The organism is Sphingomonas echinoides, assembly GCF_029623395.1.
In the GTDB taxonomy this organism is placed as follows: Bacteria; Pseudomonadota; Alphaproteobacteria; order Sphingomonadales; family Sphingomonadaceae; genus Sphingomonas; species Sphingomonas echinoides_A.
This window is the reverse complement of sequence record NZ_JAPYKK010000003.1, coordinates 1-26,614: the sequence shown is the minus strand read 5'-3', so window position 1 is coordinate 26,614 and position 26,614 is coordinate 1. Positions and strand designations below refer to the sequence as shown.

The 26,614-nt window shown below is 65.1% G+C and carries 25 protein-coding genes and 1 tRNA gene; 18 read left to right on the top strand and 8 right to left on the bottom strand.

Features of this window, described 5'->3' with window-relative positions:
- Nucleotides 1-73: 73 nt before the first annotated feature.
- On the top strand, nt 74-1,174 hold the full coding sequence (locus QBJ92_RS02805) for a catalase family protein (RefSeq protein WP_277968169.1): 1,101 nt from the start codon (nt 74-76) through the stop codon (nt 1,172-1,174).
- Here the strand turns inward: QBJ92_RS02805 and QBJ92_RS02800 are convergent, their stop codons facing one another.
- From QBJ92_RS02800 to QBJ92_RS02780, 5 genes are all read right to left on the bottom strand, one after another.
- Nucleotides 1,175-1,978, bottom strand: a complete 804-nt coding sequence (locus tag QBJ92_RS02800; RefSeq protein ID WP_277968168.1) for an SDR family NAD(P)-dependent oxidoreductase — start codon at nt 1,976-1,978, stop codon at nt 1,175-1,177.
- A gap of 12 nt (nt 1,979-1,990) precedes the next feature.
- Complete coding sequence (locus QBJ92_RS02795) at nt 1,991-2,755, bottom strand: SDR family NAD(P)-dependent oxidoreductase (protein WP_277968167.1); 765 nt, start codon at nt 2,753-2,755, stop codon at nt 1,991-1,993.
- 114 nt (nt 2,756-2,869) lie between these two features.
- Nucleotides 2,870-3,925, bottom strand: coding sequence for a phosphotransferase family protein (locus QBJ92_RS02790; protein WP_277968166.1), 1,056 nt, complete (start codon nt 3,923-3,925; stop codon nt 2,870-2,872).
- Nucleotides 3,922-5,007, bottom strand: a complete 1,086-nt coding sequence (locus QBJ92_RS02785) for a Zn-dependent alcohol dehydrogenase (protein ID WP_277968165.1) — start codon at nt 5,005-5,007, stop codon at nt 3,922-3,924. Before QBJ92_RS02785 ends, QBJ92_RS02790 begins: the two co-directional genes overlap by 4 nt.
- Before the next feature lie 131 nt (nt 5,008-5,138).
- On the bottom strand, nt 5,139-6,416 hold the full coding sequence (locus tag QBJ92_RS02780; RefSeq protein WP_277968164.1) for an acyl-CoA dehydrogenase family protein: 1,278 nt from the start codon (nt 6,414-6,416) through the stop codon (nt 5,139-5,141).
- A 156-nt stretch (nt 6,417-6,572) separates the two neighbouring features.
- Between QBJ92_RS02780 and QBJ92_RS02775 the strand changes: the two genes are divergently transcribed.
- The 4 genes from QBJ92_RS02775 (at nt 6,573) to QBJ92_RS02760 (ending at nt 11,093) form a co-directional block, all read left to right on the top strand.
- Complete coding sequence (locus QBJ92_RS02775) at nt 6,573-7,829, top strand: TetR/AcrR family transcriptional regulator (protein ID WP_277968163.1); 1,257 nt, start codon at nt 6,573-6,575, stop codon at nt 7,827-7,829.
- Between the two features lie 141 nt (nt 7,830-7,970).
- Nucleotides 7,971-9,155, top strand: a complete 1,185-nt coding sequence (locus QBJ92_RS02770) for an acyl-CoA dehydrogenase (protein WP_277968162.1) — start codon at nt 7,971-7,973, stop codon at nt 9,153-9,155.
- Nucleotides 9,155-10,273 (top strand): CaiB/BaiF CoA transferase family protein, encoded by a 1,119-nt coding sequence (locus QBJ92_RS02765; protein ID WP_277968161.1) that lies wholly within the window; start codon nt 9,155-9,157, stop codon nt 10,271-10,273. Before QBJ92_RS02770 ends, QBJ92_RS02765 begins: the two co-directional genes overlap by 1 nt.
- A 58-nt stretch (nt 10,274-10,331) precedes the next feature.
- Nucleotides 10,332-11,093, top strand: coding sequence for a class II aldolase/adducin family protein (locus QBJ92_RS02760; protein WP_277968160.1), 762 nt, complete (start codon nt 10,332-10,334; stop codon nt 11,091-11,093).
- Nucleotides 11,094-11,148: 55 nt separating this feature from the next.
- On the opposite strand, the gene QBJ92_RS02755 is transcribed toward QBJ92_RS02760, so the two are convergent.
- Nucleotides 11,149-13,410: a glycoside hydrolase family 3 C-terminal domain-containing protein gene (locus QBJ92_RS02755; RefSeq protein WP_277968159.1), complete on the bottom strand. Its 2,262-nt coding sequence runs from the start codon at nt 13,408-13,410 to the stop codon at nt 11,149-11,151.
- 142 nt (nt 13,411-13,552) lie between these two features.
- Nucleotides 13,553-15,001: an alginate export family protein gene (locus QBJ92_RS02750; protein ID WP_277968158.1), complete on the bottom strand. Its 1,449-nt coding sequence runs from the start codon at nt 14,999-15,001 to the stop codon at nt 13,553-13,555.
- Between the two features lie 110 nt (nt 15,002-15,111).
- Here QBJ92_RS02750 and QBJ92_RS02745 point away from each other — a divergent pair, with 110 nt between their 5' ends.
- The 6 genes from QBJ92_RS02745 to QBJ92_RS20615 all read left to right on the top strand — a co-directional run bounded on the left by QBJ92_RS02745 (nt 15,112) and on the right by QBJ92_RS20615 (nt 19,696).
- A complete protein-coding gene (locus tag QBJ92_RS02745; protein ID WP_277968157.1) occupies nt 15,112-15,651 on the top strand; it encodes a (2Fe-2S)-binding protein in 540 nt (179 codons plus the stop codon).
- Between the two features lie 110 nt (nt 15,652-15,761).
- Nucleotides 15,762-16,712 (top strand): RcnB family protein, encoded by a 951-nt coding sequence (locus QBJ92_RS02740; RefSeq protein WP_277968156.1) that lies wholly within the window; start codon nt 15,762-15,764, stop codon nt 16,710-16,712.
- A gap of 71 nt (nt 16,713-16,783) precedes the next feature.
- Nucleotides 16,784-17,464: a prolyl hydroxylase family protein gene (locus tag QBJ92_RS02735; RefSeq protein WP_277968155.1), complete on the top strand. Its 681-nt coding sequence runs from the start codon at nt 16,784-16,786 to the stop codon at nt 17,462-17,464.
- A 58-nt stretch (nt 17,465-17,522) separates the two neighbouring features.
- A complete protein-coding gene (recJ, locus tag QBJ92_RS02730) occupies nt 17,523-19,286 on the top strand; it encodes a single-stranded-DNA-specific exonuclease RecJ (protein ID WP_277968154.1) in 1,764 nt (587 codons plus the stop codon).
- Between the two features lie 69 nt (nt 19,287-19,355).
- A tRNA-Glu gene (locus tag QBJ92_RS02725) sits at nt 19,356-19,430 on the top strand.
- 134 nt (nt 19,431-19,564) lie between these two features.
- Nucleotides 19,565-19,696, top strand: a complete 132-nt coding sequence (locus tag QBJ92_RS20615; RefSeq protein ID WP_431358360.1) for a DUF6538 domain-containing protein — start codon at nt 19,565-19,567, stop codon at nt 19,694-19,696.
- On the opposite strand, the gene QBJ92_RS02720 is transcribed toward QBJ92_RS20615, so the two are convergent.
- Nucleotides 19,680-20,431 (bottom strand): IS5 family transposase gene (locus QBJ92_RS02720; RefSeq protein WP_277968153.1). Its coding sequence is split into 2 segments (ribosomal slippage): nt 19,680-20,098 and nt 20,098-20,431, totalling 753 coding nucleotides; the frame shifts between segments, so codons are not numbered across the junction. The genes QBJ92_RS20615 and QBJ92_RS02720 overlap by 17 nt on opposite strands.
- Nucleotides 20,432-20,855: 424 nt before the next feature.
- On the opposite strand from QBJ92_RS02720, the gene QBJ92_RS02715 reads away from it, so the two are divergent.
- The 7 genes from QBJ92_RS02715 to QBJ92_RS02685 form a co-directional block, all read left to right on the top strand.
- On the top strand, nt 20,856-21,107 hold the full coding sequence (locus QBJ92_RS02715; RefSeq protein WP_277968152.1) for a hypothetical protein: 252 nt from the start codon (nt 20,856-20,858) through the stop codon (nt 21,105-21,107).
- A 15-nt stretch (nt 21,108-21,122) separates the two neighbouring features.
- Nucleotides 21,123-22,166 carry a hypothetical protein gene (locus QBJ92_RS02710; protein ID WP_277968151.1) on the top strand — a complete coding sequence of 348 codons (1,044 nt, stop codon included), beginning with the start codon at nt 21,123-21,125 and terminating at the stop codon, nt 22,164-22,166.
- Nucleotides 22,157-22,810, top strand: a complete 654-nt coding sequence (locus tag QBJ92_RS02705) for a hypothetical protein (protein WP_277968150.1) — start codon at nt 22,157-22,159, stop codon at nt 22,808-22,810. The genes QBJ92_RS02710 and QBJ92_RS02705 overlap by 10 nt, the downstream gene beginning before the upstream one ends.
- A gap of 25 nt (nt 22,811-22,835) precedes the next feature.
- The gene (locus QBJ92_RS02700) at nt 22,836-25,001 is read left to right on the top strand and encodes a methyl-accepting chemotaxis protein (RefSeq protein ID WP_277968149.1); all 2,166 of its coding nucleotides are present in this window, start codon (nt 22,836-22,838) and stop codon (nt 24,999-25,001) included.
- Between the two features lie 276 nt (nt 25,002-25,277).
- Nucleotides 25,278-25,589 (top strand): STAS domain-containing protein, encoded by a 312-nt coding sequence (locus QBJ92_RS02695; RefSeq protein WP_277968148.1) that lies wholly within the window; start codon nt 25,278-25,280, stop codon nt 25,587-25,589.
- Nucleotides 25,586-25,954 (top strand): response regulator, encoded by a 369-nt coding sequence (locus tag QBJ92_RS02690; protein ID WP_277968147.1) that lies wholly within the window; start codon nt 25,586-25,588, stop codon nt 25,952-25,954. The genes QBJ92_RS02695 and QBJ92_RS02690 overlap by 4 nt, the downstream gene beginning before the upstream one ends.
- Nucleotides 25,951-26,614 (top strand): Hpt domain-containing protein (locus QBJ92_RS02685; RefSeq protein ID WP_277968146.1); only part of this gene is annotated, 664 nt, incomplete at its 3' end. The genes QBJ92_RS02690 and QBJ92_RS02685, both read left to right, overlap by 4 nt.

Below are 26,614 nucleotides of genomic sequence, written 5' to 3'. Positions count from 1 at the left end.
GGGCAAAATAGACGAGCGGAACACCGAACGGATCGGCAGGTTATCATCGGCGTACCGTTGTATGGAGTATCCGATGTCCGAAGCGCTCAAGCCCCCCGTCGCCTTCACCCCCACTGTCGAGACGACCACCGAAGACGAGAGCGAAACGTCGCAAGGCCTCAACAAGGCGCTGCACGACATCCTCGAGACAACCTCCGAAAACTACGGTCATGCCGTTCGGTCGGTCCATGCAAAAAGCCACGGGCTGCTCGAAGGCACACTGACGATCCACGACACTCTGCCCGCCGAGCTCGCGCAAGGCGTGTTCGCCAAGGCGGGCGAGCACCCCGTCGTGATGCGTTTCTCGACCAACCCCGGTGACATTCTGGACGATTCGATCTCCGTTCCGCGCGGTCTTGCGTTCAAGCTGCTCGACGTTGCGGGCGATCGCCTCCCCGGCTCGGAAGGGGAAACGACGCAGGACTTCATCATGATCAACGGCCCCGCGTTTGCGACGCCAAACGCCAGGCCGTTCCTCGCCAACCTCAAGCTGCTCGCTAAGACCACCGACAAAGCGGAGGGCGCAAAGAAGGTGCTGTCCGCCGTCCTGCGCGGGACCGAGGCGGCGCTGGAGGCGATCGGCTTGCCCAGCCCCGCGTTGCAGACGCTTGGCGGCGCGCCCAACGTCCACCCGCTTGGCGAGACCTATTACAGCGCGACGCCATTCCGGTTCGGCAGCTATATCGCCAAATTCTCGCTTGCCCCGGTGTCTAGCAATCTGACCGCGCACACCAAGGAGAAGGTCGACACGCACAACCGCCCCGATGCGTTGCGCGAGGAAATCAACGCGGTGATGACGGCCGGCGACGCCATGTGGGAGCTTCGCGTACAATTGTGCCGCGACCTCGAAACCATGCCGATCGAGAAAGCCGACGCAGTCTGGGATGAGGCGGAAAGCCCCTTCACTACGGTCGCGACGATCCGGGTAGCCGCGCAGCCAAGCTGGACCGCCGATCGCGCCAAGGCGATCGACGACGGAATGCGGTTCAGCGTGTGGACCGGGCTCGCGGCACACCAGCCGCTCGGCCAGATCAACCGGGTCCGCAAGTCGGCGTATCAGATGTCGTCGGACTTCCGCGCCGACTTCAACCGCTGCCCGATCCACGAACCCAAGGCGCTGCCCGCGCTCGACTGATCAGACCGCGGTCTTGCCATATTCCTGCTTGGTGACGGGGTGGCTGCTCGACAGCCCCCCGTCGACCGCGATCGCCTGACCGTTGACGTAGCTGGCCGCATCCGACGCGAGGAAGGCCGCAACTTCGGCGAGTTCCTCGGGCTGGGCACCGCGACGCAGCGGGTTGAGCCGGCCGACCCGGTCGATCTTTCCCGCCTCACGCGCATAATCGAACGTGGGTTTGGTCATGCCGGTTTCGGTAAGCCCCGGGCAGATCGCGTTCACCCGCACGTTCGATCCCGCCAATTGCTGTGCAGACACCATCGCAAGGTTGATCACGCCCGCCTTGGACGCCGAATACGCCGGTGATCCCGCCCCCGACCGGATCCCCGCGACACTCGCCGTCAGCACGATCGCACCGCCGCCACGCTCCGCGATCCTGGGGGCGGCATGTTTGATCGCCAGGAACGGACCGATCAGGTTCACCCGCAACACCTCGGTAATCAGCGCGACATCGGTATCGAACAGGTTCGCCATCCCGCCGGAAACCCCGGCGTTGGCAAACATGATGTCGAGCCCGCCGTAATATTCGCACGCCACCTGTACTGCGCGGACGACATCCGCTTCGTCGCCCGCATCGACCTGGATCGCGTGCGCCGTGCCCCCGGCCTGGTCGATCAGCGCCGCGGTCTCATGTACCGTATCGCTGCGATCGGCGACGAGCACCGATCCGCCCTCGCGCGCGAACAGCAAGGCGCTGGCGCGGCCGATGCCGGACCCTGCCCCCGTGACGATGATCGACTTGCCCGTGAAACGCTGCGTCATGTGCTGCTCCCCCTAAATCGTCACGCCACCATCGAGCACGATCGTCTGCCCGGTCATGAAGCTGCTCGCCTGGCTGGCGAGAAACACGACCGCGCCTGCAATTTCCTCGGGTTCGCCGATCCGGCGCAGCGGCACGGTCTTGTTCGCGGCTTCGATCCGTTCGGGATCCTCCCACAAGGCGCGCGCGAAATCGGTCTTGATCAGCCCCGGCGCGATGCAATTGACGCGAACGTTGTCCGGCCCGAATTCATGCGCGAGGTTTCGCGCGAGCTGCATGTCGGCGGCCTTGGAGATGCAATAGGCCCCGATCAGCGTCGACCCCCGCAAGCCACCGATCGACGAGACGATGATGATCGATCCGGCGCGCCGTTCGCGCATCTCGGGGGCGACCATCGTGATGAGCCAGTGGTTGGAGACGATGTTGTTGTCGAGGATCTTGCGGAACTGATCGTCCGCGATGCCGGCTTGCGGACCGTAATAGGGGTTGGAGGCGGCATTGCAGACGAGCACGTCGATCTGCCCGAACGCGGCGCGCGTCGCATCGACCAGATGTTGCAGCCCCGCCTTGTCGGAGATGTTTGCCGCCACCGCGATCGCGGTGCCCTCACCGAGCCGCGCATTGATCTCCGCGGCGACCGCATCGCAAGCGTCCTGCTTGCGGCTCGAGATGACGACCTTGGCGCCATGTTCCGCGAGTTCGAAGGCGCTCGCCTTGCCGATCCCGCGTGACGAGCCGGTCACGACGGCAACTTTGCCGGTTAAATCGAATTGCGACATCTTCTTCTCCCTCTCCCCTTCGGGGAGAGGGCCGGGGAGAGGGGCTGTTACAAGCGCCGCGTCCCGATACTGCCCCTCTCCCCAGCCCTCTCCCCTGAGGGGAGAGGGAGTGCTTTAAGCCCCCGCCTTCACCGCGAAATCCCACGCAGCATCAGCAAGCCGATACACCCCCGCTGCCGATTTCTCGGCCTGCGCGCTCGACGCCGTACCCTCGACGATCCGCTTCTTGATCCCCTGGACGATGCCGGTCAGTCGGAAGAGATTGTAAGAGAAATACCAGTTGAGATCGGGCACCCCGTCCCGCCCGGTCGCGGCACAATAGCGTGCGACCATGTCCTCGATCGTCGGGATGCCCGTGGCAGGCCCAGTATGGCCAAGCACGCCCGAACGCCCTTCGGGCGCGGTCACCCAGCTCATCAGGAAATAGCTGAAATCGGCGAGCGGGTCGCCGAGCGTCGACAGCTCCCAGTCGAGCAACGCGATCACGCGCGGCTCGGTCTTGTGGAAGATCATGTTGTCGATGCGATAGTCGCCGTGAACGATCGACGTGCGCGTCTGCGGCGGCACGGTGCGGCCAAGATAGTCGATCAGACGCTCGACCGATTCCATCCGCTCGGTCTCGGACGCGCGATATTGCTTGGTCCAGCGTGCGACCTGCCGCTCGAAGTAATTGCCGGGGCGTCCGTAATCGCCGAGCCCTGCGGCCTCGTGATCGGTCATGTGCAGCGCCGCCAGCGTATCACACATCGCATTGTAGATGCCGGTCCGTTCGGCAGGCGCAAATTCGGGAAGCGTCCCGTCCCACAGGTTACGCCCATCGGCGAACCCCATCACGTAAAAGTCGGTCCCGATCACCGCCGGATCGGTGCACAGCCCATAAGGCCGCGCGACCGGAAAGCCGGTCGGGTACAGTCCGGCAATCACGCGATATTCGCGGTCGACCGCATGCGCGGAAGGCAGCAGATTGCCCAATGGCTTGCGCCGCAGGACATAGTCGCCCGAGGCAGCGGAAATCTTGAACGTCGGATTGGATTGCCCGCCCGAGAATTTGGCATAGGTCAGCGGGCCTTCAAACCCGGCGACGTTCGCCACCATCCACGCGGTCAGCCGATCCTCGTCGAGCCGATCCTTGTCGGGGACCGCCATCGTCTGTGGCGCAAAGTCGGTCATGCGAATTCGATCACCGAGCGAACGGTGTCCCCGCTGCGCAGCTTGGCCAAAGCGTCGTTGACGTCCTCCAGCCCGATCCGCTCGGCGACCATCGTATCGAGGTCGAGCTTCCCATCGAGGTACAGCCGCACAAGGCGCGGCATGTCGATCGGGAAGCGCGTCGACCCGAGCAGCGAGCCTTGCAGCTTCTTGCCTGTCAGGAAGGTCGGGCCGGGAATCTTCACGTCATTGCCCGGCGCGATCATGCCGAGGATCGTCGCGGTCCCGCCACGGCGCAGGATCGTCCAGGCGAGTTCGGCGGTGTTGGACCGCCCGACCGCCTCGATCGCATAATGCACCCCACCCCCGGTCAACGCGGCGACCTGCTTTGCCAGATCCGGCGCATTCGCATCGAAGCTGTGCGTCGCGCCGAGTTTCTCCGCCAGCGCGCGCTTCTCGCCGACCGGGTCGATCGCGAGGATCATGCCCGCGCCCGCGATCTTCGCGGCGTTGATCGCGGCGAGCCCGATCCCACCGCACCCGATGACCGCGACGGTTTCGCCGGGCCGCAACTGGCTATCGTTGAAAATCGATCCCGCCCCGGTGATCACGGCGCAGCCGAGCAACGCCGCCCGGTCGAGCGGCATCGCCTTGTCGATCGCGACGCAGGCGTTCTCATGCACCAGCATCATCTCGGCAAAGGCCGACAGATTGAGGAACGGCGTGAGCGGCGTCCCGTCCGCCAGGCTCAATCGCGGGTCCGCGCCCTTGGGCCGGCGGGTCGACGGATCGACGCACAACGATGGCCGCCCCGTCACGCACATCTCGCACGCACCGCAGAACACCGTGAAGAAGGTGACGACGTGATCCCCCACCTTCAGATGCGCCACGTCCGATCCGACCGCCTCGACGATCCCGGCGGCTTCATGGCCGGGAACCGTCGGCATCGGGTGCGGGAACGCGCCATCGACGAAGTGCAGGTCGGATCGGCACACCCCGCACGCGACGGTGCGGATCAGCACTTCGCGCGGTGCCGGGTCGGCGATGCGGATGTCCTCGATCACGAGGTCGGTGTTGGGCGCGTGGAGGACGGCGGCTTTCATGTCTTCTCCCTCTTCCGCTTGCGAAAGAGAGCCGGGGAGAGGGCAGTCTCTCCACATCGGCTCTGATCTCATGTGTTAGCGGACTGCCCCTCTCCCCTGCCCTCTCCCCGCAGGCGGGGAGAGGGAGCATGTCAGCGCCGCACTGCATCCTTCGCCGCGACCGCCGCGGGCAGATCGGCATATTTGCCGAACTCGTTGCGCGCGATCGCCCGGTTGTGGACTTCATCCGGCCCGTCGGCGAACCGCAGCGTACGCAGCGCGGCCCAGTCATGCGCGAGGTGGAAGTCACCCGACACCCCGCCGCCGCCATGCGCCTGGACCGCATCGTCGAGGATCTGCAGCGCCATGTTGGGCGCCTGCACCTTGATCATCGCGATCTCGAGCTGCGCGGACTTGTTGCCCGCCTTGTCCATCATGTCCGCGGCCTTCAGGCACAACAGCCGGGTCATCTCGATGTCGATCCGCGCCTTGGCGATGCGCTGCTCCCACACCGACTGGTCGGCGATCCGCTTGCCGAACGCGACGCGGCTCAGCAGCCGCTTCGCCATCGCCTCGATCCCGGTTTCGGCAACGCCGATCGTCCGCATACAGTGATGGATCCGGCCCGGCCCGAGCCGCCCCTGCGCGATCTCGAACCCGCGGCCTTCGCCGAGCAGGATGTTCTCGGCGGGCACGCGGACATTCTCGAGCACCACTTCGCCGTGCCCGTGCGGCGCATGGTCATAGCCATAGACCGACAGCATCCGCTTGATCGTCACACCGGGCGTATCCATCGGCACCAGGATCATGCTCTGCTGGCTGTGGCGCGAGGCGTCAGGGTTGGTCTTGCCCATCGTGATCGCGACCTTGCAGCGCGGGTCACCGACGCCGGACGACCACCATTTGGTACCATTGATGACATAGTCGTCCCCGTCCCGGACGATCGACGTCTCGATGTTGGTCGCATCCGACGAAGCAACCGCCGGTTCGGTCATCAGGAAGGCGGAGCGGATCTCGCCGTGCATCAGCGGCCGCAGCCAGCGATCCTTGTGCTCGCGCGTACCGTAGCGATGGAGCACTTCCATGTTGCCGGTGTCAGGTGCCGAACAGTTGAAACACTCGCTCGCCCAGCCGACCTTGCCCATCTCCTCGGCGCATAACGCATATTCAAGATTGCTGAGTTGGGTGCCTTCGAACTCGAACGTGTCGTCGACGTGATTCTGCCCGGAATGCGGGGGCATGAAGAAATTCCACAGGCCGGCAGCCTTGGTCTTCTCCTTCATCTCCTCGATCACCGGAATGACCTTCCAGCGCTCGCCTTCATGCGCCTGCGCGTCATATTCGGACTGGCGCGGGCGGATCTGTTCGTCGATGAAGCTCTTCACGCGATCCCGGAAATAGGTTTCGCGTTCGGTGAAGCTGAAGTCCATCGCGTCTCTCCAAGGGTGGCCGTTTGCGGCCTTCACCGGCGTTGGGTATACCGTACCGGGTTTTCGGTAAAGCCGGTTCGAGCGGTAAATTACGGCTACGTCGGCGCGATCGAAAAAGGACTGTTTCTTCTAAAAGATGTTGGTAAGGTTTCCGGCATGGAGGAAACAGCAATCGAACAGACCGCAGAGGCGGCGGATCCCGGCACCAGCACCAAGCGATTCCGCGCCAAGCGCGATGCGATCCTGGCCGCTGCGGCGGAAGCGATCAACGAACAGAGCGCCAAGGGCATGACTTTCGCCGACGTCGCGCGCCGGGTCGGGCTCAACACGACCAGCGTCACCTATTATTTCAAGCGCAAGGAGGACCTTGCCGCAGCCTGTTTCGAGCAGACGCTCGAGCGGTTGCAGGCGATGCTCGACGAATCGCTCGCGGAGGCGACGCCACGCGACCGCGTTGCGCGCTATCTCGCGCTCAATTTCGAGCGGTTGGCCGCGATCCAGCGGGGCGAGGAAACCGCCTTCGCGATCCTGTCGGATCTCCGCGCGATGGAAGAACCCGTGCTCGGGCGCCTGATGACCGGATGGCGCGAAGTCTTCCGCAAGACCCGCAGCCTGTGGGGCACGGCCACGAACCGCGCCCAGACCGATCTGTTCGGCGCCCGCGCGCACGTCCTCCTGGAGAACACCTTCTGGTTGCCGATCTGGCTCGTGCGCTACGAACCCGATCAATATGCCCGGGTCGAGGAACGCCTGATGGACGTGTTCGCGCACGGCATCGCCGCCCCCAAGGCGCGCTGGGACCCCGAACTGATCGACCTGGTGCACGACGAACCCGAGCCCGGGCGTGAGGCGTTCCTGCTCGCGGCGACCCGGCTGATCAACGAGCTCGGCTATCGTGGTGCGTCGGTCCAGCGGATTGCGTCGCAGCTCAATGTGACAAAGGGCAGCTTCTACCATCACCTCGACGCCAAGGATGATCTGGTGCTCGCTTGTTACAAACGCAGCCTCGATACGATCGCCGATGCGCAGCATCTCGCGGACGAACGCGGCGGGTCGCAATGGGATCGGCTTTCAGGAACGATCGCGACGTTGCTCGACGTGCAATTCTCGGAACGCGGCCCCTTGTTGCGGACGACCGCCTTGTCGGGCCTCCCCGCCGAGGGACGGCGGGCGATGGTCGATCGCTCCAATCGGATCGCACGGCGCTACGCTGGGACGATCAGCGACGGTGTCGCCGAGGCATCGGTCCGTGCGGTCGATCCGTTGATCGCGGCGCAGGCGTTGATGGCATTGCAGAATGCGGCGTTCGACATGCGCAAATGGGCCGGCACGATGCCGCGCGACAAAGCGATTGCGTATTACGCTTCCACCATCGTGTTCGGCCTGTTCGACGACCGGGTGCTGAACACCTAATCCCTGCGCTTCTCCCCGGCGCAGGCCGGGGGCCAGTTGTGAGCGATCCCGTTTGCGCACGCCGCGCTCGATAACGATCGTCCCGCAACTGGACCCCGGCCTTCGCCTGGGAAGCGCGTGATAGAATCAACGGAGTATCTCATGGCCGACATGGCGCGTTTCGATTGGGCAGACCCCTTCTTCCTCGACGACCAGCTCGAGGACGACGAACGCATGATCCGCGACACCGCGCGCGCCTATGCGCAGGACAAGCTCGCGCCGCGGATCGTCGATGCATTCCAGAACGAAACGACCGATCCCGAGATCTTCCGCGAGATGGGCGCGCTCGGCTTGCTGGGTCCGACCGTCCCCGAGGAATATGGCGGCGTCGGCGCATCCTATGTCGCCTACGGCCTCGTCGCCCGCGAGGTGGAGCGGATCGATTCGGGCTATCGCTCGATGATGTCGGTCCAGTCGAGCCTCGTGATGTACCCGATCCTCGCTTATGGTTCGGAAGAGCAGAAGCAGAAGTATCTGCCCAAGCTCGCGACGGGCGAATGGATCGGCTGTTTCGGACTGACCGAACCCGATGCCGGGTCCGACCCCGGGGGGATGACGACGCGCGCGAAGAAGGTCGATGGCGGCTATCTGCTGTCGGGCGCGAAGACGTGGATCTCCAATTCGCCGATCGCCGACGTCTTCGTCATCTGGGCAAAGTCGGACGCGCATGGCGACGGCATTCGCGGCTTCATCGTCGAAAGGGGCGCGAAGGGCCTGTCCGCGCCGAAGATCGAAGGCAAGCTCAGCTTGCGCGCGTCGATCACCGGCATGATCCTGATGGACGAGATCGAGCTGAGCGAAGACGCGCTGCTGCCGAACGTGCAGGGCCTGAAGGGTCCGTTCGGCTGCCTCAATCGTGCGCGTTATGGGATCAGTTGGGGGTCGCTCGGCGCGGCGGAGTTCTGTTTCCATGCGGCGCGGCAATATGGGCTCGATCGCAACCAGTTCGGCACCCCGCTGGCAGGGCGGCAGCTGTTCCAGAAGAAGCTCGCCGACATGGAGACCGAAATCGCGCTCGGGCTGCAGGCGAGCCTGCGGGTCGGGCGATTGATGGACCAGGGCCGGTTCGCGCCCGAGATGATCTCGATCGTCAAGCGCAACAACGTCGGCAAGGCGCTCGATATCGCGCGGATGGCGCGCGACATGCACGGCGGCAACGGCATTTCGGGCGAATATCAGGTGATGCGGCACATGATGAACCTGGAAACCGTCAACACCTATGAAGGCGCGCACGACGTCCACGCGCTGATCCTCGGACGCGCGATCACCGGCATCGCGGCCTTCTGATGACCGCGCCCCCGCCCCTCGCTGGATTGCGCATCCTCGAGCTGGCGGGGATCGGGCCGGGGCCGTTCTGCGGGATGATGCTCGCGGACCACGGCGCCGAGGTGATCCGGGTCGAGCGCCCGTCCAGCGGTGGCCTGACCGATCCGTCGCGCGATCCCTTGCTGCGATCGCGCCGGACGATCGTGCTCGACCTCAAGCGGCCGGACGCGGTCGCGGCGGTGCGGCGGCTGGCGGGCACGTGCGACGGGTTGATCGAAGGGTATCGCCCGGGGGTGATGGAGCGGCTTGGCCTGGGTCCCGATCTGTTGCTCGCGGACAATCCGCGGCTCGTCTACGGCCGCATGACCGGCTGGGGGCAGACTGGCCCCCTCGCCGACGTGCCCGGGCACGACATCGATTATCTCGCCATCTCCGGCACGCTCCACGCGCTCGGCGAGGCGGGGCGCAAACCGACCGCACCGATCAACCTCGCCGCGGATTTCGGCGGCGGCGGGATGATGCTCGCGTTCGGGATGCTCGCGGCGATTCTGCACGCAAAGGCGACCGGCGAGGGTCAGATCGTCGATGCCGCGATGACCGAGGGTGCCGCCGTCCTCTCCAGCATGGTCTGGGGCTTCCGCGCGATGGGGATGTGGAGCGACGCGCGCGGGACCAACCTGCTCGACGGCGGCGCGCCCTTCTACGACACCTACGAAACCGCCGACGGCAAATGGATCGCGGTCGGCGCGATCGAACCGCAATTCTATGCCGCCTTGCGCCGCGTGATGGCGCTCGACGGGACGGAGTGGGACGGACAGTTCGCCGTTGCGCAATGGCCAAAGCTGAAAGGTCTGCTGGCCGAACGGTTCCGGGAACGCGCGCGCGACGCCTGGATCGACGCCTTCGCCGGACATGAGGCCTGTGTCGCCCCGGTGCTCGGTTTCGACGAAGCCGTCGCCGATCCGCACAACGTCGCGCGGGGAACGTTCGTCACCAGCGGAAACGTCGTCCAACCCGCCCCTGCCCCGCGCTATTCCGCGAGTGCGACCGTCCCGCCCCGGATGGCCGGCGCGGCGGACAGCGCGGCCATCCTCCAGGAAGCCGGGTTCAGCGCCACCGAGATCACGGCGCTGCTGTGATTTGCGCGGCCCCAGCGATCATGCGATAATTTCCCCAAAGCACAGATAGGAGACGATCATGGCAACCGCCGCAGTCCGCACCGTGCCGATGTCCGAGGCCGAATGGGAAGCGCGCCAGCAACTCGCCGCCTGCTACCGCGTGTTCGCGATGCTCGGCTGGTCGGAGATGATCTACAACCACATCACGCTTAAGATCCCGGGCGAGGACGGCGCGTTCCTGATCAACCCGTTCGGGCTGCATTTCAGCGAAGTGACGGCGTCCAGCCTCGTCAAGATCGACATCGACGGCAACAAGCTCGACGACAGCCCCTACCCCGTCAACCGCGCCGGGTTCGTCCAGCACGCGTTGTTTCACCGCCATCTCCCTGACGCGCATTGCATCATGCACACGCATACGACGGCGGGCATGGCGGTCAGTTCGGTCGAGGGCGGGTTGCGCCCGACCAACTTCTACGCGTGCAATTTCGCAGACCAGATCGCCTATCACGATTTCGAAGGCGTGACGGTGCGCGACGAAGAAGGTGCGCGGTTGCTCGAACATCTCGGCAGCAAGCGCGTCATGCTGTTGAAGAACCACGGGATCCTGGTGATGGGCCGGACCTTGCCGGAAGCGTTCATCAAGCATTGGTCGCTGCAACGCGCGTGCGAGATCCAGATTGCCACCGCGAGCATGGGCACCCCACTCGAAGTGTCGCCCGAAGTGGTCGCGGTGCATCAGCGCGACCTGCACATGGCGCAAGTCCCGGGTGGCCCGGGCCAGGCTGACTTTGCAGCGATGGTGCGGCTGGTCGACAAGATCGACACCGGGTGGCGCGCCTGATCGAGTCCGGGAGCGGTTGTACCCGGACTCGATCGGCCTCAACGGTACGACGGTCTTACCGCGCCCGCCACGTCGCGGGCATTGTCCGCGCCGGGACCGTCACCGTCACCGTCTGCACGATGTCCGCAGCGGAGGTCCCCAGCATCACGCGGTACGCACCGCCCGCAATCCGCCACTGCTGCCCGGCCTCGTCCCACGTCGCGAGCAGACGCGGATCGACCGTCACCAACGCACTCTTGCTCGCGCCAGGCGCCAGCGCCACCTTAACGAAACCCCCAAGCCGCTTGGGCGCTTCCCAGCCGCCCGCAACCGGCGAGACATAGATCTGCCCGATGGCAGCCCCGGCACGCGCACCGGTATTGCGCATCTGGAAGCGCGCGGTGATCGCCCCGTTCGCCACGCCCGCCTTCAGCCCACTCCCGGCAAACTGCGTGTACGACAGACCATAACCGAACGGGAACAACGGCTTGAACGCCTTCGCATCGAACCATTTATACCCGACCGTCGCACCCTCGCGGTACACCACGTCGCCACTGTGCGGCACCGCCGGATCGGGCAACTGATCGACCCCGCGCGGGAAGGTGACGGGGAGACGCCCCGACGGATTGACCTTGCCCGTCAGCACGTTGGCGATCGCCGCCCCACCCGCGGTGCCGGGATACCATGCCGCAAGCACCGCACCGACCTTGTCGAGCCACGGCATCATCACCGGTCCGCCGGTTTCCAGCACGACCACGGTGTTGCGATTGGCGTCACCGATCGCGTCGATCAACGCATCCTGCTTGCCGTCGAGCGCCATCGCAACGTCGAACGATTCCCCCGCCCATTGCGTCGCGAACACGATCACGACGTCGCTGTCCTTCGCCAGCGCCGCGGCGGCGGCCGGATCGTTTCCGTCCGCATAGCGCACGACCGCGCCCGGTGCCTGACGCTGGATTTCCGCCATGGGGGACGACGGGTAATACATCACCGGTCCCGGCCAGAACGTCGGGGCGATCCCCGGCACCGCATTGCCCTCGGCAGGGTAGACCAGCGACGATCCGCCGCCCGCCAGCACGCCCTTGTCGGCATGACCGCCGATGATCGCGATCCGCTTCGCGCTTGCGGTCAACGGCAGCAGGTTGCGCGCGTTCTTGAGCAACACCGTCCCCGCTTCGGCGGCGGCCCGCGTGACGGCGGCATGGCCGACCATGTCGATCGCTTGTTGCTGCAACGGATGCTCGAACAGGCCTTGCGCGAACATGCCGTACAGGATGCGCTCGACCATCAGGTCCAGCTGCGCCGGCTTGACCGTTCCCTGGTCGATCGCCTCGCGCAGCGGGCGCCCGAAGAACGGCTTGCTGTCGAACGGGAAGCCCGAATCCTGGTCGAGCCCGGCGGTGGTGGCGGCGACCGTGCTGTGCGCCGCGCCCCAGTCGCTCATGACATAGCCCTTGAAGCCCCAGTCGCGGCGCAGCACGTCGGTCAGCAGCCATGTGTTCTCGCACGCGTGGGTGCCGTCGACCCGGTTGTACGAACACATGATCGATCCGGGCTTGGCTTCCTCGATCGCCAACTGGAACGCGAGCAGGTCGGAGACCCGCGCCGCACTATGGTCGATCACCGAGTTGCCGGTGTTGCGATCGGTTTCCTGGTCGTTGAACGCGTAATGCTTGATCGTCGAGACGACGTGGTTCGACTGGATCCCGATCACCTGCTGCGCGACGATGCTGCTGGCGAGCACGGGATCCTCCCCGCCATATTCGAAGTTCCGCCCGTTCCGCGGTTCCCGCAGCAAATTGACGCCGCCTGCGAGCATCACGTTGAACCCGGACCGTCGCGCCTCGTCCCCGATCATCGCACCGCCGGCGCGCGCGACGTCGCGATCCCAGCTGGCCGCGATCGCGAGTCCGGAGGGAAGCGCGGTGCGCCCGCGCTTGACCTTGGCGCCGCCCTGCGTGGCGACCCCGACCCCGGCGTCGGTCTGGAACTGCGCGGGGATGCCGAGCCGCGGGATGGCGGGGACATAGCCGGCGGAACCTTCGAGCGCCGCCTTGGGCGCGATGTAGCGGGAGATTGGAAAGTCGGTGCCGAAATAGCCGAACACCAGGGTGTGTTTCTCGTCCGTCGTCATCGCGGCGACGAGCGCCTTGGCGCGGGCATCGGGGGTTTGCGTCGCGTCGCTCCACACGCCCTTGATTGGCGGTTTGTCCCACGGGGCAAGCGCTGGCATCCCGGCATCGGGGGCCTGCTTGGCCGGCGGCGGGGGCGCGGCGACTTGCGCCGATACGGCACCGGAAAGCAGCAACAGCGGCGCGACCGCGACACGGAACGTCATTCGTTTCTCCCCCTGGGGTACGCTTCGGCGTCCCCGATTCGCTGCTTGTGCAGACTGTTTCGACAGGCCTATCGCGCCCGCGCGGATCGGGCAAACCGCGTGATTTACGCGCCCGCCCCGCGACGATCGATCCGATGCGTTTTCAGAAGGTAACGAGCAGATTGGTTTCGAGAAACCGAACAGTCGATGCCTTGCGGGCGACCGCTTCGGGCACGTTCCGGAGGAACGCCTCTTTGAACAGCACGGCAAAATTGCTTTCGAGCCGCAGCCGATTCGGGATCACCCAATAGCGCAATCGCCCCTCGACCTGCTGCCCGGCGAAGCGCCCGGATCTGCCGGTCGGATCCGTGAGATCATAGAAACCGTCGTAGCGCGACGCCAACCAGATGCCGCGGTAATCCGTCAGCACTTCGAACCGATCGGCCGGCTTGGCCTCGAAGCGGACGCCGGGCGCGCTGATATTCCTGCGGGCGAGCGCGGCATAGGTGCCCGATGGCCCGAAATCGTCGCGTCGGCTGCCGAACAAGGTGTCGAAGCGATGCAACGTCCCGCCAGCCCCCGCCTGTCGGCCATTCCCGCTGGCATAATCGTAGAACAGCCCAAGCCGTGGCTTGATCGCGCCGCCGAAAGTGAACCCCGCCGCGGCATGGACGAAGCCCGCTTTCATCGGCGCGTTGGTCGCGTCGGCGCGCATAGACTCGCTCGCTCGCCCGAACTGGTAGGCGCCTTCGAGATCGTAATCGAAGCCACGGTCCTGCGCGCTCCGCGAAAACCGCGCGTCGATCGTATGCAAGCGGCGATCCGCGGTGGCGCGACCTGGCGAATCGTGCTCCGCCAACCGGTAATAGGCAAGCTCGACCTGCCCAGCACCCAGCGCCTGCTTCTGCGTGATGTGGGCCCCGAACAGGACGTTGTTCAACGTCTCGCGATCGAACCGCACGACGTTGCGCCGAACCTCGGCGTCGCCGCTCGGCAAATGTTCCTGCGGCATGACGTAGAATAGGCTCACGCCGGTGGTCCGGGTCGGCTTGAAGTCGAACCGCACGCCCGTGAACCCCGTCACCGTATTGCGATACTCGTCCGTCGCCACCAGGCGCCCCGACCCCAGGTTGATCAGAAACCGCCCTCCCTCGACCGAAGCCAGCCCCAGCGGGGTCGCGCCGGGGTCGAGCCGCAGCTTGAGGTACGCCTGTGGCAGTTCGAGCGCATTGATGTCGCCATTGTCGATTTGCGTTCTGGTGCCGATGCCATACCCACGGCTGTCGACCAGTTCGCCCCCGATCGTCAGCGGGCCGGGCCCGTATTCCAGCGCGATCCCGGTGCGGACCAGGAACGCCTGTTCGGCGGCCGCAACGTCCGGACTGGGTCGTCCGCCAACCGTTTCGTAGCGCGCCCGGATCGCCGCCGTAACCAGCAGACCATCGTCATCCTTGGCCGGCGCGGTCTCCTCCTGCCCCGGTTTCTCGGTCGAGGATGCGGGGGATGCGGGCAAGGACTGCGCATTCGCGACGCCGGACGCGCCAAGCATGCCGGACGCGCCAAGCATGATCGCCACGACGCCTTGGCGCCATGCATCGCGTATCGCCGCCACTGTGATAAACCCCTGCAGCCAATCCCTTGGCGCCGGGCGGATCGCCCGGTACCACCCGGGGCTCGAAGCGCTTGATGACCGGCAAAGTTCCCCTAAAGTCCGCGACGCACATGACCCGCTTCACCGTCAACAATCAGCCCGTCCAATATGCTATGGATCCCGCGACCCCATTGCTGTGGGCGCTCCGCGATGCGTCCAACCTGACCGGCACCAAATATGGCTGCGGTACGGGGTCGTGCGGCGCCTGTACCGTCGATGTCGACGGGGCCGCGGTGCGATCCTGCCTTCGTGCGATCGGCACGATCGAGGGCAGCTACGTCACGACGATCGAAGGCTTGTCGCGCGACCGCAGCCACCCGGTCCAGACCGCCTTCATCGCCAAGAACGTCGTTCAATGCGGGTTCTGCATCCCCGGCATGGTGATGGCGGCGGCGGTGCTGCTCCAGCATAACCGCACGCCGAGCGAGGACGACATTCGTCGCGAGATCACCAACCTGTGCCGGTGCGGATGCTACCCCCGGCTGGTCGAGGCGATCCTGCTCGCGGCGAGCATCCAGCGCGGCGACGAGACGATCGACGCTCCCCCTGCCCCGGGAATCCTGCCAGGCGATGCCGCCCGGGCGGTGCCGGCGCTGGTGGTGCGGCGTTAGCGGAAGCTTTCGCAAAGCTGTCATGACAATTCAGACATGATGCAGCGTGTCGCGTCTACACGGTGGATCACGGCTCGGTCTTCTTCCCCGCCGCGGTAAAGGACATGAGAATGCGAAAGTCTTTGCTCGCCGCCATCATTGCGGCAACCGCCCTGATCCCGGCAGCAGCGCTCGCACAGGATGGCGGCGAACGGCGCGGTCGCGGCGAAGGTCGTGGACAACAGGCGGGACAGCCCGGCCAGCCGCCGCAGGACCGCGGGCAGGGCTTCCGGGGCGATCGCGGTCCGGACGGCGGGCAAGACCGCGGACAGCGCTGGCAACAGCGTGCCAACGGCCAGCCGGAGTTTCAGCGGCAACCGCAACCGCAACCCCAGAGCCAGCCCCAACCGCAGAGCCAGCCGCAACCGCGCTACGAACGCCCCGACCGACCCGGGCGTCCCGATGGGGAGCGCGGCGATTTCCGCCGGCCCGGCGAATGGGATCGCGGCCAGCAGGCTGGACAAGTCCCGAACCCGCAACCCCAGGATCGCGGGTATCAGGGCAGACGCGGCGCGTTCGACGACCAGCGCGGAAACCAGGCTCCTGGTCGACGCACCTGGAACGACGACGATCGTCGAGGTGATCCTCGCGGCGACGACCGTCGGGGCGGCAACTGGCGCGGCAACGACCGCCAGAACGATTGGCGCGCCGGCAATTGGAACGCAGGCGACCGAAACGGCGCGAATCGGGGCTGGAACGGCAGCAATGGGGCGTGGAATCGCGAGTGGAGGCGCGACAATCGATTCAATTACGGCGATTATCGACGTCAAAATTACAACGCCTACCGCCTGCCCCGCTATTATGCGCCGAGCGGCTGGGGATATGGATATCGTCGTTTCGGGATCGGATTTCAACTGAACTCGATCTTGTTCCGGCAGGATTACTGGATCGCCAACGCGGATTATTACCGGCTTCCGCCGGCCTATGGTCCCTATCGCTGGGTCCGCTATTACAACGACGCACTCCTCGTCGACGTCCGCACGGGCAATGTCGTCGACACGGTCTACGACATCTTCTGGTAAGACTCCCGGGGTCGTGCCGTCCGGCGGCGCGACCCCTTGTCTTTTCCAGTGCCGAGGGCAAAGTCCCGGTTATGGGCTTTTTTTCCAAGAAATCCGGCGCGACGTCGCCGGTACGGCGCGCGTTCGGCGAGACGGTGTCCCGGCGGCTGGACGCAAATCCCGCGATCACCCGGTCATCGGTCGGGGACGCGCAAATCTATCGCCATCCCGATTTCCTCGATGCCGCCACCTGCGCGAAGTTCGTCAAGCTCATCGACGCGAACCGCCGCCGCTCAACCGTCTTGGCGGAAGACGCGGTCCAGGACTTCCGCACCAGCGAAAGCTGCGACATGGATCGCTGGTCCCCCGACGTCCGCCCGACCGACGAAGCGATCGCCGCGCTGCTCGGGATCGACCCGGTCCACGGCGAGACGATGCAAGGCCAACGCTATGCGATCGGCCAACATTTCCGCGCGCACAATGATTACTTCAACCAGGACCAGCCGTACTGGCCGAAGATGATCGAGAGCGGCGGCCAGCGGACATGGACCGCAATGATCTATCTCAACGATGTCGAGGAAGGCGGCGCGACCTGGTTCCCGCTGGTCGGCGTGCGGATCGCCCCGAAGCGCGGACTGCTGATCGCCTGGAACAACATGCGCCCGGACGGAAGCCCCAATCCCAATACGTTGCACGAAGGTATGCCGGTCACCGCCGGGACCAAGTCGATCATCACCAAGTGGTTTCGCGAGGGCAACTGGATCAAGGCCTGAATATCGTTCGATCCCAGCGATGTTTGCGCCGTCCTCCGGATCCAGTAGAGCCGGGCGGGTGAACACCGTCCTCAACATCGACCGCTCGATCCTCGGCCAGCCCTGGCGCTGGCGCATGCTCGAAACCGACGCACGCGACCCGGGCTTCGCGCCCGACGACCTCGTCACCCAATTGCTGCTCGCCCGCGGATGTGCGCGCGACGACATCGCACTGCACAAATCGCCCAGTATCCGCGGCTTCATGCCCGACCCATCGATCTTCCAGGACATGGACAAGGCCGCGGCCCGCCTGGCCGACGCGGTAATTGCCAGCGAGCAGGTTGCCGTGTTCGGCGATTACGACGTCGACGGTGCCACCTCCGCCGCGCTCGTCATCCTCGTGCTGCGCGATCTCGGGATCGAGGCCCGGCCCTATATCCCCGATCGCCTGACCGAGGGGTACGGACCGACCGGTGCCGCGATGGTTCAACTCCACGATGAAGGCGCGAGCCTGATCATCACCGTCGATTGCGGCGCCCAGGCGTTCGACGCGCTGGCGACCGCGCGCGAAGCCGGGGTCGACGTCGTCGTCGTCGATCATCACAAATGCGCGACCGCGCTGCCGCTGACGCATGCGCTGGTCAATCCGAACCGGCTCGACGAGACCGAAGGCGCTGCACACGGCCACCTTGCCGCAGTGGGCGTCGCCTTCCTGCTGGCAGCCGCGCTGATCCGCACCCTGCGCGCGCGCGGCTTCTTCGAAACCCGCGCGGAGCCGCGATTGCTCGACCTGCTCGATCTGGTCGCGCTGGGCACCGTGGCGGACGTTGCGCAGCTCAAGGGGCTCAATCGCGCTTTCGTCGCGCAAGGGCTCAAGGTGATGGCGCAGCGCCGCAACATCGGTCTCAACGCGCTGATCACCGCCTCCCGCCTAACGCGCGCGCCGACGTGCAGCGACCTCGGCTTCGCGCTCGGCCCACGCATCAACGCCGGCGGCAGAGTCGGTAAGTCAGACCTCGGGGTTCGCCTGTTGACCACCCGGGACCCGGCGGAAGCGGATGCCATCGCGGTCGAACTCGATCGGCTCAATGAAGAACGCCGTGCCATCGAGGCGATTGTCCAGGAAGCGGCGGACATCATCGCTCAATCGAAGAGCAATCGCGCGGTCCTGGTCGTCGCAGGCCATGGCTGGCACCCCGGCGTGATCGGGATCGTCGCGGGACGGCTGAAGGAAAAATACGGGCGCCCTGCCCTCGTCATCGCGATCGACGATGCAGGGATGGGCAAGGGCTCGGGTCGATCGATCCCGGGCGTCGATCTCGGCGCTGCGGTCCTGGCCGCAAAGGAGTCCGACTTGCTGATCGCGGGCGGCGGCCACGCGATGGCAGCGGGCCTGACGATCGCTGAGGACCGAATCGCCACGCTCGACGATTTCCTCAGCGACCGCCTGGACGCCGCCGTCACCCGCGCGATGGGGGACCGGGCGTTACTGCTCGACGCGGTGCTGACGACGGCGGGGGTCAATCCTGAGCTCGTGACGGCAATGGAAGTCGGCGGACCTTACGGCATGGGCTGGCCGCAGCCGCGCATCGTCGCGGGGCCGGTCCGGGTGATCAAGGCCGACATCGTCGGCAACGGGCACGTCCGCGCGATCGTGGCGGGCGATGGCGGCGGTACGCTCAAGACGGTCGCCTTCCGCGCGGCGGAGGGTCTGCTCGGACAGGCGTTGCTAGGCGCCCCACCGCATCGCCGCTTGTGGCTCGCGGGCCGCGCCAAACTCGACGATTGGGGGTCTCGCCCAACTGCGGAATTGCACCTCGATGACGCCGCTTGGGCAAATTGATGCGTAAAGCGCTTGACCGCCGCGCAGACTTTGCCTAACCGGCCCTTCGCTTCCCGAGCAATCGGGGACGGCCCCTTCGTCTAGCGGTTAGGACGCGGCCCTTTCACGGCTGAAGCACGGGTTCGATTCCCGTAGGGGTCACCATCTCCATCACGAAGTGGTTGAGAGTGGCGGAATACCAAGAAAAACAATACTTCGTGAGGCGCCCGGTGCTACAAAAGGGGCGTCGCAAGTCGCATTCCGTCAAGCGCAGCAAATTGCGTATCGAGCAATTTCGCATGGTCGTTCCCAAGGACGTCCGCGCGGTCATTGGCAAAACCGCATGGACGGAATCGCTTTGGACCACTGACCATCTGATAGCTTGCAGAAAGCGCGCCGATCTAGGGTTAGGACTCATAACCACCAGGTGACGGCTGCCACAAGGTAGATCGCGCCGAGGAAGTTTGTGGCGAGCTTGTCGTAGCGAGTGGCGATGCGACGATAATCTTTGAGGCGGCAGAACATGCGCTCGACGGCGTTTCGGCCTTTGTAGAGTGAGCGCGAGAAGCAGCTTTTCCAGCGCCGGTTCGCCTTGGAGGGAATGTTGGGCACGGCACCCTGGCGCTCGATCAGGTCGCGGATCGCGTTGCTGTCATACGCCTTGTCCGCCAAAACGATGGTGCGCGGTGGGAGATCGTCGAGGAGGACATCGGCAGCACGGCAGCCGGCAACGTTACCGCCGGTCAGCAGGAAGCGGAGCGGGCGACCTTCGCAGTCGGTAAGGGCGTGGAGCTTGGTGTTGCGTCCGCCTCGGCTGATCCCGATCGCCTGGACGAGCGCCCCCCTTTTCCGCCGCCCGCCGAGCGGTGCGCCTTCATATGTGTGCTGTCGATCAGGACTTCGGCAGGCGGTCCGCCCGCTGCCGCCAGCGTGACGAAGATCTCTTGCCAGATGCCTTTCGCCGCCCACCGGACGAACCGGTTGTACAGCGTCTTTCTCGGACCGTAGCAGGCCGGTGCATCGACCCAGCGACCGCCCGATCTCACCACATGGATGATGCCGCTGATCACACGCCGGTCATCAACCCGAGCAACCCCTCGAACCTTGTCCGGCAGCAACGGCCGAAGCCGCTCGAACTGCTCTTCACTCAACCACAACTCGCTCAAACCCACGCTCCTGCTGTCGCCGAGCCTGAATCACATTCGCGCCGCCAAAGGAATCCCGTTTATGGGTCCTGACCCTAGTTCGACGCGTAAGCCGGCATACGGTCGCACCCTTTGTTCCACTGGCGACCGCGATGCTGAGCGGATGCCTGGGCTCGAGGAAACAGCTCGCACCGCCATCCTATTATCTCCCGTTGACGCCCGCGACCAATGCCGCCGGTGAAATCCTGCCGACACTGGCCGCCCAGCTACCTTGAGCGCTACGGGTAGCGATTACCTCCTCCCCGCAAACTAGGTGTTGCCGACGGTTCCAACTGCTTCCCTGACGGATCCCGAGCACCGCTACACCCTATCGGAACTGGTTGACTTCGCCCGTTCCAACAATCCGCGCACGCGGACCGCTTATTAGGAAGCGCGGAATGCGGCGTTGGCCGCCGCCATGGTCCACAGCAGCTACGCCCCATGCGTCGTGCTGACCGGAGCGGCCAGCGGGATTGCCAATCGTTCGACCCTATCTACGCTCGACCTGCGGACGGACTGCAACGGCGATGGTGTCAGTGGCATCGTGGCGCTTTCGCTCGAATGGCTGTTGTTCGACCTCGGCATACGTGCGGAACTGGCCGACACGGCGCGGCAGCAAAGCGTTATCGCGAACATCGCCTTCACGGCCGAGTACTAAAGGATCACCCATCAGGTGGCGCTGTCCTTCTACGATGAGGTGGCGGCAGATGCCCGAGCTCACAATGCCGGTCTCGCCATAACGCTCGCGCCGGTCGGGCCGTTCCAGCAGGCCGGCTACGATCTCGTGGGCCGCGCAGAGTTCAATCTGACGGCGTCGGCGACGCGCACGCAGAAGCTGACCCTGACCCTGACCCTGACCCTAACCCTGACGGGCTCGGGCACGATCAACCTCAACGCCACCATCGCTACCACCGATGCACCCACGTTAAAGGACGGCGCGATCCCGATCCCTGGTTTGACGGACACGGCGACGACCGGGCTCGCCATCACCAGCCGCGGCGCGCTCTTCTACACGCGCACCAGCAATTCGACCGGACTGTCGGCGGTATCGCTCGGTGCCAATGACAGCTTCACCAATACCGGCACCATCAGCATCACGGACACCACGGCGCAGGCGACGCCGTACACGGTCGCGATCGTCGGCGGCACCCGCGTGACCAACGCCGGGTCGATCAATGTGCAGAACGGCATCGGCGTCGGGTCGAACGGTGTTCTGACGGCGGGAGCGGCGCGCACGCTCAACAACAGCGGATCGATCACGCAGAATGGCGGCACGGTCGCGTCGATCGGAGTTAACGGCGTCGGGTCGGTCATCAACAGCGGGACGACCTCGATGCAGGGCGTCACGATCGCCAGCCCGACAACGGTGGTGAACAGTGGCAGCATCGTCAGTACCGGCGGCATCGCGATCACGTCCGATTTCGCCGCGAATATCGCCAACCTCGCCGGCGGCACGATCCGCGGCGGGACCGGGCAATTCGCGATCCGCACCGGCTATGGCACGCTGACCAATGCCGGCACGATCACCGGCAACGTCAATCTCGGCTACGAGCCTTACGGTGCCCTGTCGGGAACGGGCGCAACCTATGTCGCGGCAGGCAGCACGATTACCGACACGCTGCAATTCGGCGCGGCCAACGATACCCTCGTCGTCAACGGCGCGACGACCGGCGTCAGCGGGACGATCGACGGTGGCGCGGGGCTCGCGTGCTGCTGAGCGTGACGTGCGATGCCGGCACCTTCCGGATCGGCCAGCGCTACACGTTGCTGACCGCGGCGGGCGGGGTCATCGGCACCTATACGCTCGTGCAGACGCCGGTCGGCGGCACCGAATTCCGACCGGTGCAGAACGCGAACGACATCGCCGTCGATCTCGCGCGCACCGGCGCGTCGCTGGCGACACTCGCGCAGACCGGCAACCAGGCGGCGGTCGCGGGCGCCCTCCGCACGCTCGGCGTCGCCAACACCGCTTATGCGACGCTGACGCTTAACCCCCACGGTCCTGCAGGAGATCGGCCCCTGCTTGTGTTTCATGCAGTTCGAAGTGGCACGCACGTCTGGACCGCAACATCCCTGCACAGACGCACGCTCGACGTAGGAACATCAGCCCGCAACGTCCCGCCCCTTCAGGGCGGAAGGCGAGCGGTGGTCGTGAGGCAACCCCGGCCGGATACGTCGGCTGAACGTTTCGGAACGGCATCTCGCGGATTTTATCGCCGCCATCGACCGTCCAACGTCAGACGTTCCTATACCTATCAAACATCAACCAGTCCGATCTACGTCGCCCGAATTATACTTGATCGTCCGATCGACACTCGAAGTTTTTTCACCGAATTCAACGACGCGCTGAATGTGGACTGAACAAAAGTCGAAAGGAATGGCACCAGTGCTGACGAATATCTTCGGCGTCTCGTCGACCGTCTTGTGTTCTGAACTTGCTCGTCTGGATAAGGCGTTTGCCGATGGTGACGTTTTAGAGCGTGCGGACCTGGCCCATGCCAAGGGACCGACGCACGATGTCCTCTTCGCTATCAATCAATTGCTCGATCGCGCGCTGCAACCGGTCACCCAGTTCGGCGATCGGATTGAGCAATGGGGCGCAGAGCACGACCGTGGAGACATCGATACCACTTTGCCGGTCGAGGCCTTCAACGGCAATTTCGCGGTCATGGCGCAGCGGCTGAACCGGTTGGTCAACAGCCACATTACCGTGAAGAAAAAGGCGATGGCCTGCATCACGGCATTCGGTGAGGGCAATTTCGACGCGCCGCTCGAACCCTTTCCCGGCAAGAAGGCCTTCATCAACGAAACGATCGAGAGGTTGCGCGCCAATCTCCAGGGCCTGATCGCCGAAATGAACCACATGTCCGAAGAGCATGACAAGGGCGATATCGACGTCTGGGTCGCGGCGGACAGGTTCCGCGGGGATTTCGGCGCGATGGCGCGCGGCGTGAACACGATGGTCGCCAACCACATTGCCGTAAAGAAGAAGGCGATGGCGTGCATCAAGGAACTCGGTGAGGGCAATTTCGACGCGCCGCTCGAACAATTCCCAGGCAAGAAGGCCTTCATCAACGATACCGTCGAGATGCTGCGGCGCAATTTGCGCGACATCATCGGCGAGGTTCAGCGCCTCATCACCGCCGCCACGGCAGGGCACCTCGGCCAGCGGGGCGACGACAAGCGCTTCGTCGGGGATTTTGCGGCGATGATCGCCGGGGTCAACAACATGCTCGATGCAACGCTTCTGCCAATCGAGGAAGGCAACAGGGTCCTCAATCTGGTCAGCGTGGGCGACCTGCGACAGACGGTCGACATCGTGTGCGAAGGCGACCACCGGCGCATGAAGGATTCGATCAACGCGCTGATCGACAATTTGCGTCTCAGCGCCAGCCTGGCGGACAAGATCGCTGATGGCGACCTGAGCGTGGCGCACCAGCCCTTGTCCGATCGAGACACGCTTGGTCAGGCAATCGTGCGGATGGTCGACAATCTGCGCGTGAGTGCCGATCTGGCCGACAAGATTGCCGACGGGGATCTGTCGGTATCGCATCAGCCTTTGTCCGATCGGGATATTCTCGGATTGGCGCTCGTTCGGATGGTGGAACAGTTGCGCAGCGTCGTCGGCAACGCCAACGGTGCCGCGGACAATGTTTCGGCCGGGAGCCAGGAGCTGTCGGCAAGCTCCGAGCAAGTCTCGCAAGGTGCAACCGAACAGGCGGCAGCAGCCGAAGAGGCATCCTCGGCGATGGAAGAGATCGCCGCCAACATCAAGCAAAGCGCGGACAACGCCGCCCAGACCGAGAAGATCGCACGCCAGTCCGCCAAGGACGCGGAACTGAGCGGCATCGCGGTGCAGCGCGCGGTCAACGCAATGCGAACGATCGCGGAGAAGATCGGGATCGTACAGGAAATTGCACGGCAGACCGATCTGCTCGCGCTCAACGCAGCGGTGGAGGCCGCGCGCGCGGGCGAACATGGTCGTGGATTTGCGGTGGTCGCTTCGGAAGTGCGCAAACTGGCCGAACGCAGCCAGTTCGCCGCCGCCGAGATTGGCTCGGTCTCGTCACAGACGGTGACCGCCGCAACGGAGGCGGGCGAGATGCTGACCAAGCTCGTGCCCGATATCAGCCGCACTGCCGAACTCGTCGCCGAGATCAGCGCCGCATGCCGCGAGCAGGACATTGGCGCCGCGCAGATTAACGAGGCGATCCAACAGCTAGACCTGATCAGCCAGCAGAATGCGGGCGCATCCGAGCAGATCACATCGACGTCGGAAGAACTGGCATCGCAAGCCGAAGAGTTGCAGGCGAGCATTGCCTATTTCAGGACGGGCAACGGACAGGACCCGGTCCATCGGCGGCATACGCCGGTCGTGGCCCGCAAGCCGTCGGCGCGCAGCGCAAGCGTGGCGCGACCCGGGGTCAAGGCAAAGCGCGTCAAACCCAATTCGATCGCCGATCAGAAGGCCCGGGTCAGCGGATTTGCGCTCGATCTGATCAAGGGCGGGACGGATGCCGAGGACGACAATTTCGGTACACAGGCGGCCTGACAGGCGACATCGGCGAGACGGGCCACCGCGTGGTGACCTGCCCGCCTCTGCCGTTCGGCATCAGTACCGAACGTGTCTGACAGCCCCCTGCCGCGCGGAATGGCTCCGTCGATGCACCCGGTTGGCCGCGTGCCACGCTTCGCTCGTCTCCGCGTTCCAGCCTTCAAAAATAAACGTCAGTCCAAGATCGGACGCGCCCTCGGTCTCTATAAGGTGAACCAAGACTTCCAAGCTCCGGGAAAGACAAGCCGCCGCGCGGCCAAGAAGAGGGAAAGCATGACGCAGATGGTCCTAGTACCGGCAATCGTCACGACGGCGACCGTATCCCCGTTCGCTGCCGAACTCGCCGCGCACCTCGCGCAAAACGATGCTGTCGAACTCGATGTGACCGAGGTCGCAGACGCCGACGTCAGTTTCCTGCAACTCGTTTGCGCCGCCCGCCTTCAGGCCGAGCGGGACGGAAAGGCCCTGCGCCTCGCCAGTCCGGCAAACGACGCAGTGGCCGCCCTGCTCGAGCGCGCCGGCTTCCTCACCGATATCGTCCCAACAGATCAAATATTCTGGTTTCACGGAGGCCTGCCGCAATGACCGCATCCATTCTCATCGTCGATGATTCCAACAGCGTGCGGATGGCCATCCGCATGGCCCTGACCGGGGCCGGCTATGCCGTCACCGAAGCGGCCGACGGCGCACAGGGCCTGAGCAAGGCCAATGGCAGCAAGTTCGACATGATCATCACCGATCTTAACATGCCCAACATGGACGGGCTGACGATGATCCGCACGCTGCGCAAGAGCCCGGCACAATGCGGCACGCCGATCCTGTTCCTGACGACCGAGTCCGAGGACGCGATGAAGCAGCAGGCGAAGGCGGCAGGCGCGACCGGCTGGCTGGTCAAGCCGTTCGTCCCCGATCAGCTGATCAAGGTCGTCCGCAAGGTCCTCGGGCGGTGAGCCATAACGATCCCGTCGCCGCGTTCCGCGTCGAGGCGGGCGAGTTGCTCGAGCAAGTCGAGCAAGGCTTGCTCGACCTCGGGCATCGGCTGGACGATCACGAGCTGATCGACGCGGTGTTCCGCGGCCTGCACACGCTCAAGGGCTCGGGCGCGATGTTCGGGTTCGATGCGCTGGCCAGTTTCACGCATCACTGCGAGACCGCGTTCGATCGCGTGCGCAAGGGCCTCACGCCGGCGACGCCGCAACTGATCGCGGTGATCCTGTCGGCGCAGGATCATATGCGCGCGTTGATCGAAGGCGACGGTGCCGCCTGCGACGCAGAAGGCCAGGCGATCCTCACGAAACTGCAAGCGGCGCTTGATGGGGCCCCGGCCCCGACCGAAGCACCTGCACCCGCGATCCAGCAATGGCGCCTGTCGCTGCGACTGCCGCCGGAAGCGATGCAGAACGGCATCAACCCGCTCGCGCTGCTCGACGAGCTGCGCACGCTGGGCGAGTGCCGGATCGTCGCCCGGACCGATCAGATCCCGTTGCTGGCCGACTTGGTACCGACCGAGTGCACCATCGGCTGGGATGTCGAACTACGCGGCGCGATGTCGAGAAGCGATATCGAGGACGTCTTCCTCTTCGTGCTCGACGACATGGACTTGCAGATCG

Bases quoted from the DNA above. Each gene is read 5' to 3' on its own strand.
- QBJ92_RS02745 (WP_277968157.1), top strand. From the start codon at position 15,112: ATGACCCGCTTCACCGTCAACAATCAGCCCGTCCAATATGCTATGGAT.
- QBJ92_RS20615 (WP_431358360.1), top strand. From the start codon at position 19,565: ATGGTCGTTCCCAAGGACGTCCGCGCGGTCATTGGCAAAACCGCATGG.
- QBJ92_RS02780 (WP_277968164.1), bottom strand. From the start codon at position 6,416: ATGGACTTCAGCTTCACCGAACGCGAAACCTATTTCCGGGATCGCGTG.
- QBJ92_RS02790 (WP_277968166.1), bottom strand. From the start codon at position 3,925: ATGACCGACTTTGCGCCACAGACGATGGCGGTCCCCGACAAGGATCGG.
- QBJ92_RS02770 (WP_277968162.1), top strand. From the start codon at position 7,971: ATGGCCGACATGGCGCGTTTCGATTGGGCAGACCCCTTCTTCCTCGAC.
- QBJ92_RS02765 (WP_277968161.1), top strand. From the start codon at position 9,155: ATGACCGCGCCCCCGCCCCTCGCTGGATTGCGCATCCTCGAGCTGGCG.
- QBJ92_RS02795 (WP_277968167.1), bottom strand. From the start codon at position 2,755: ATGTCGCAATTCGATTTAACCGGCAAAGTTGCCGTCGTGACCGGCTCG.
- QBJ92_RS02690 (WP_277968147.1), top strand. From the start codon at position 25,586: ATGACCGCATCCATTCTCATCGTCGATGATTCCAACAGCGTGCGGATG.
- QBJ92_RS02800 (WP_277968168.1), bottom strand. From the start codon at position 1,978: ATGACGCAGCGTTTCACGGGCAAGTCGATCATCGTCACGGGGGCAGGG.
- QBJ92_RS02760 (WP_277968160.1), top strand. From the start codon at position 10,332: ATGGCAACCGCCGCAGTCCGCACCGTGCCGATGTCCGAGGCCGAATGG.
- QBJ92_RS02755 (WP_277968159.1), bottom strand. From the start codon at position 13,410: ATGACGTTCCGTGTCGCGGTCGCGCCGCTGTTGCTGCTTTCCGGTGCC.
- QBJ92_RS02735 (WP_277968155.1), top strand. From the start codon at position 16,784: ATGGGCTTTTTTTCCAAGAAATCCGGCGCGACGTCGCCGGTACGGCGC.
- QBJ92_RS02695 (WP_277968148.1), top strand. From the start codon at position 25,278: ATGACGCAGATGGTCCTAGTACCGGCAATCGTCACGACGGCGACCGTA.
- QBJ92_RS02785 (WP_277968165.1), bottom strand. From the start codon at position 5,007: ATGAAAGCCGCCGTCCTCCACGCGCCCAACACCGACCTCGTGATCGAG.
- QBJ92_RS02775 (WP_277968163.1), top strand. From the start codon at position 6,573: ATGGAGGAAACAGCAATCGAACAGACCGCAGAGGCGGCGGATCCCGGC.
- QBJ92_RS02805 (WP_277968169.1), top strand. From the start codon at position 74: ATGTCCGAAGCGCTCAAGCCCCCCGTCGCCTTCACCCCCACTGTCGAG.
- QBJ92_RS02740 (WP_277968156.1), top strand. From the start codon at position 15,762: ATGCGAAAGTCTTTGCTCGCCGCCATCATTGCGGCAACCGCCCTGATC.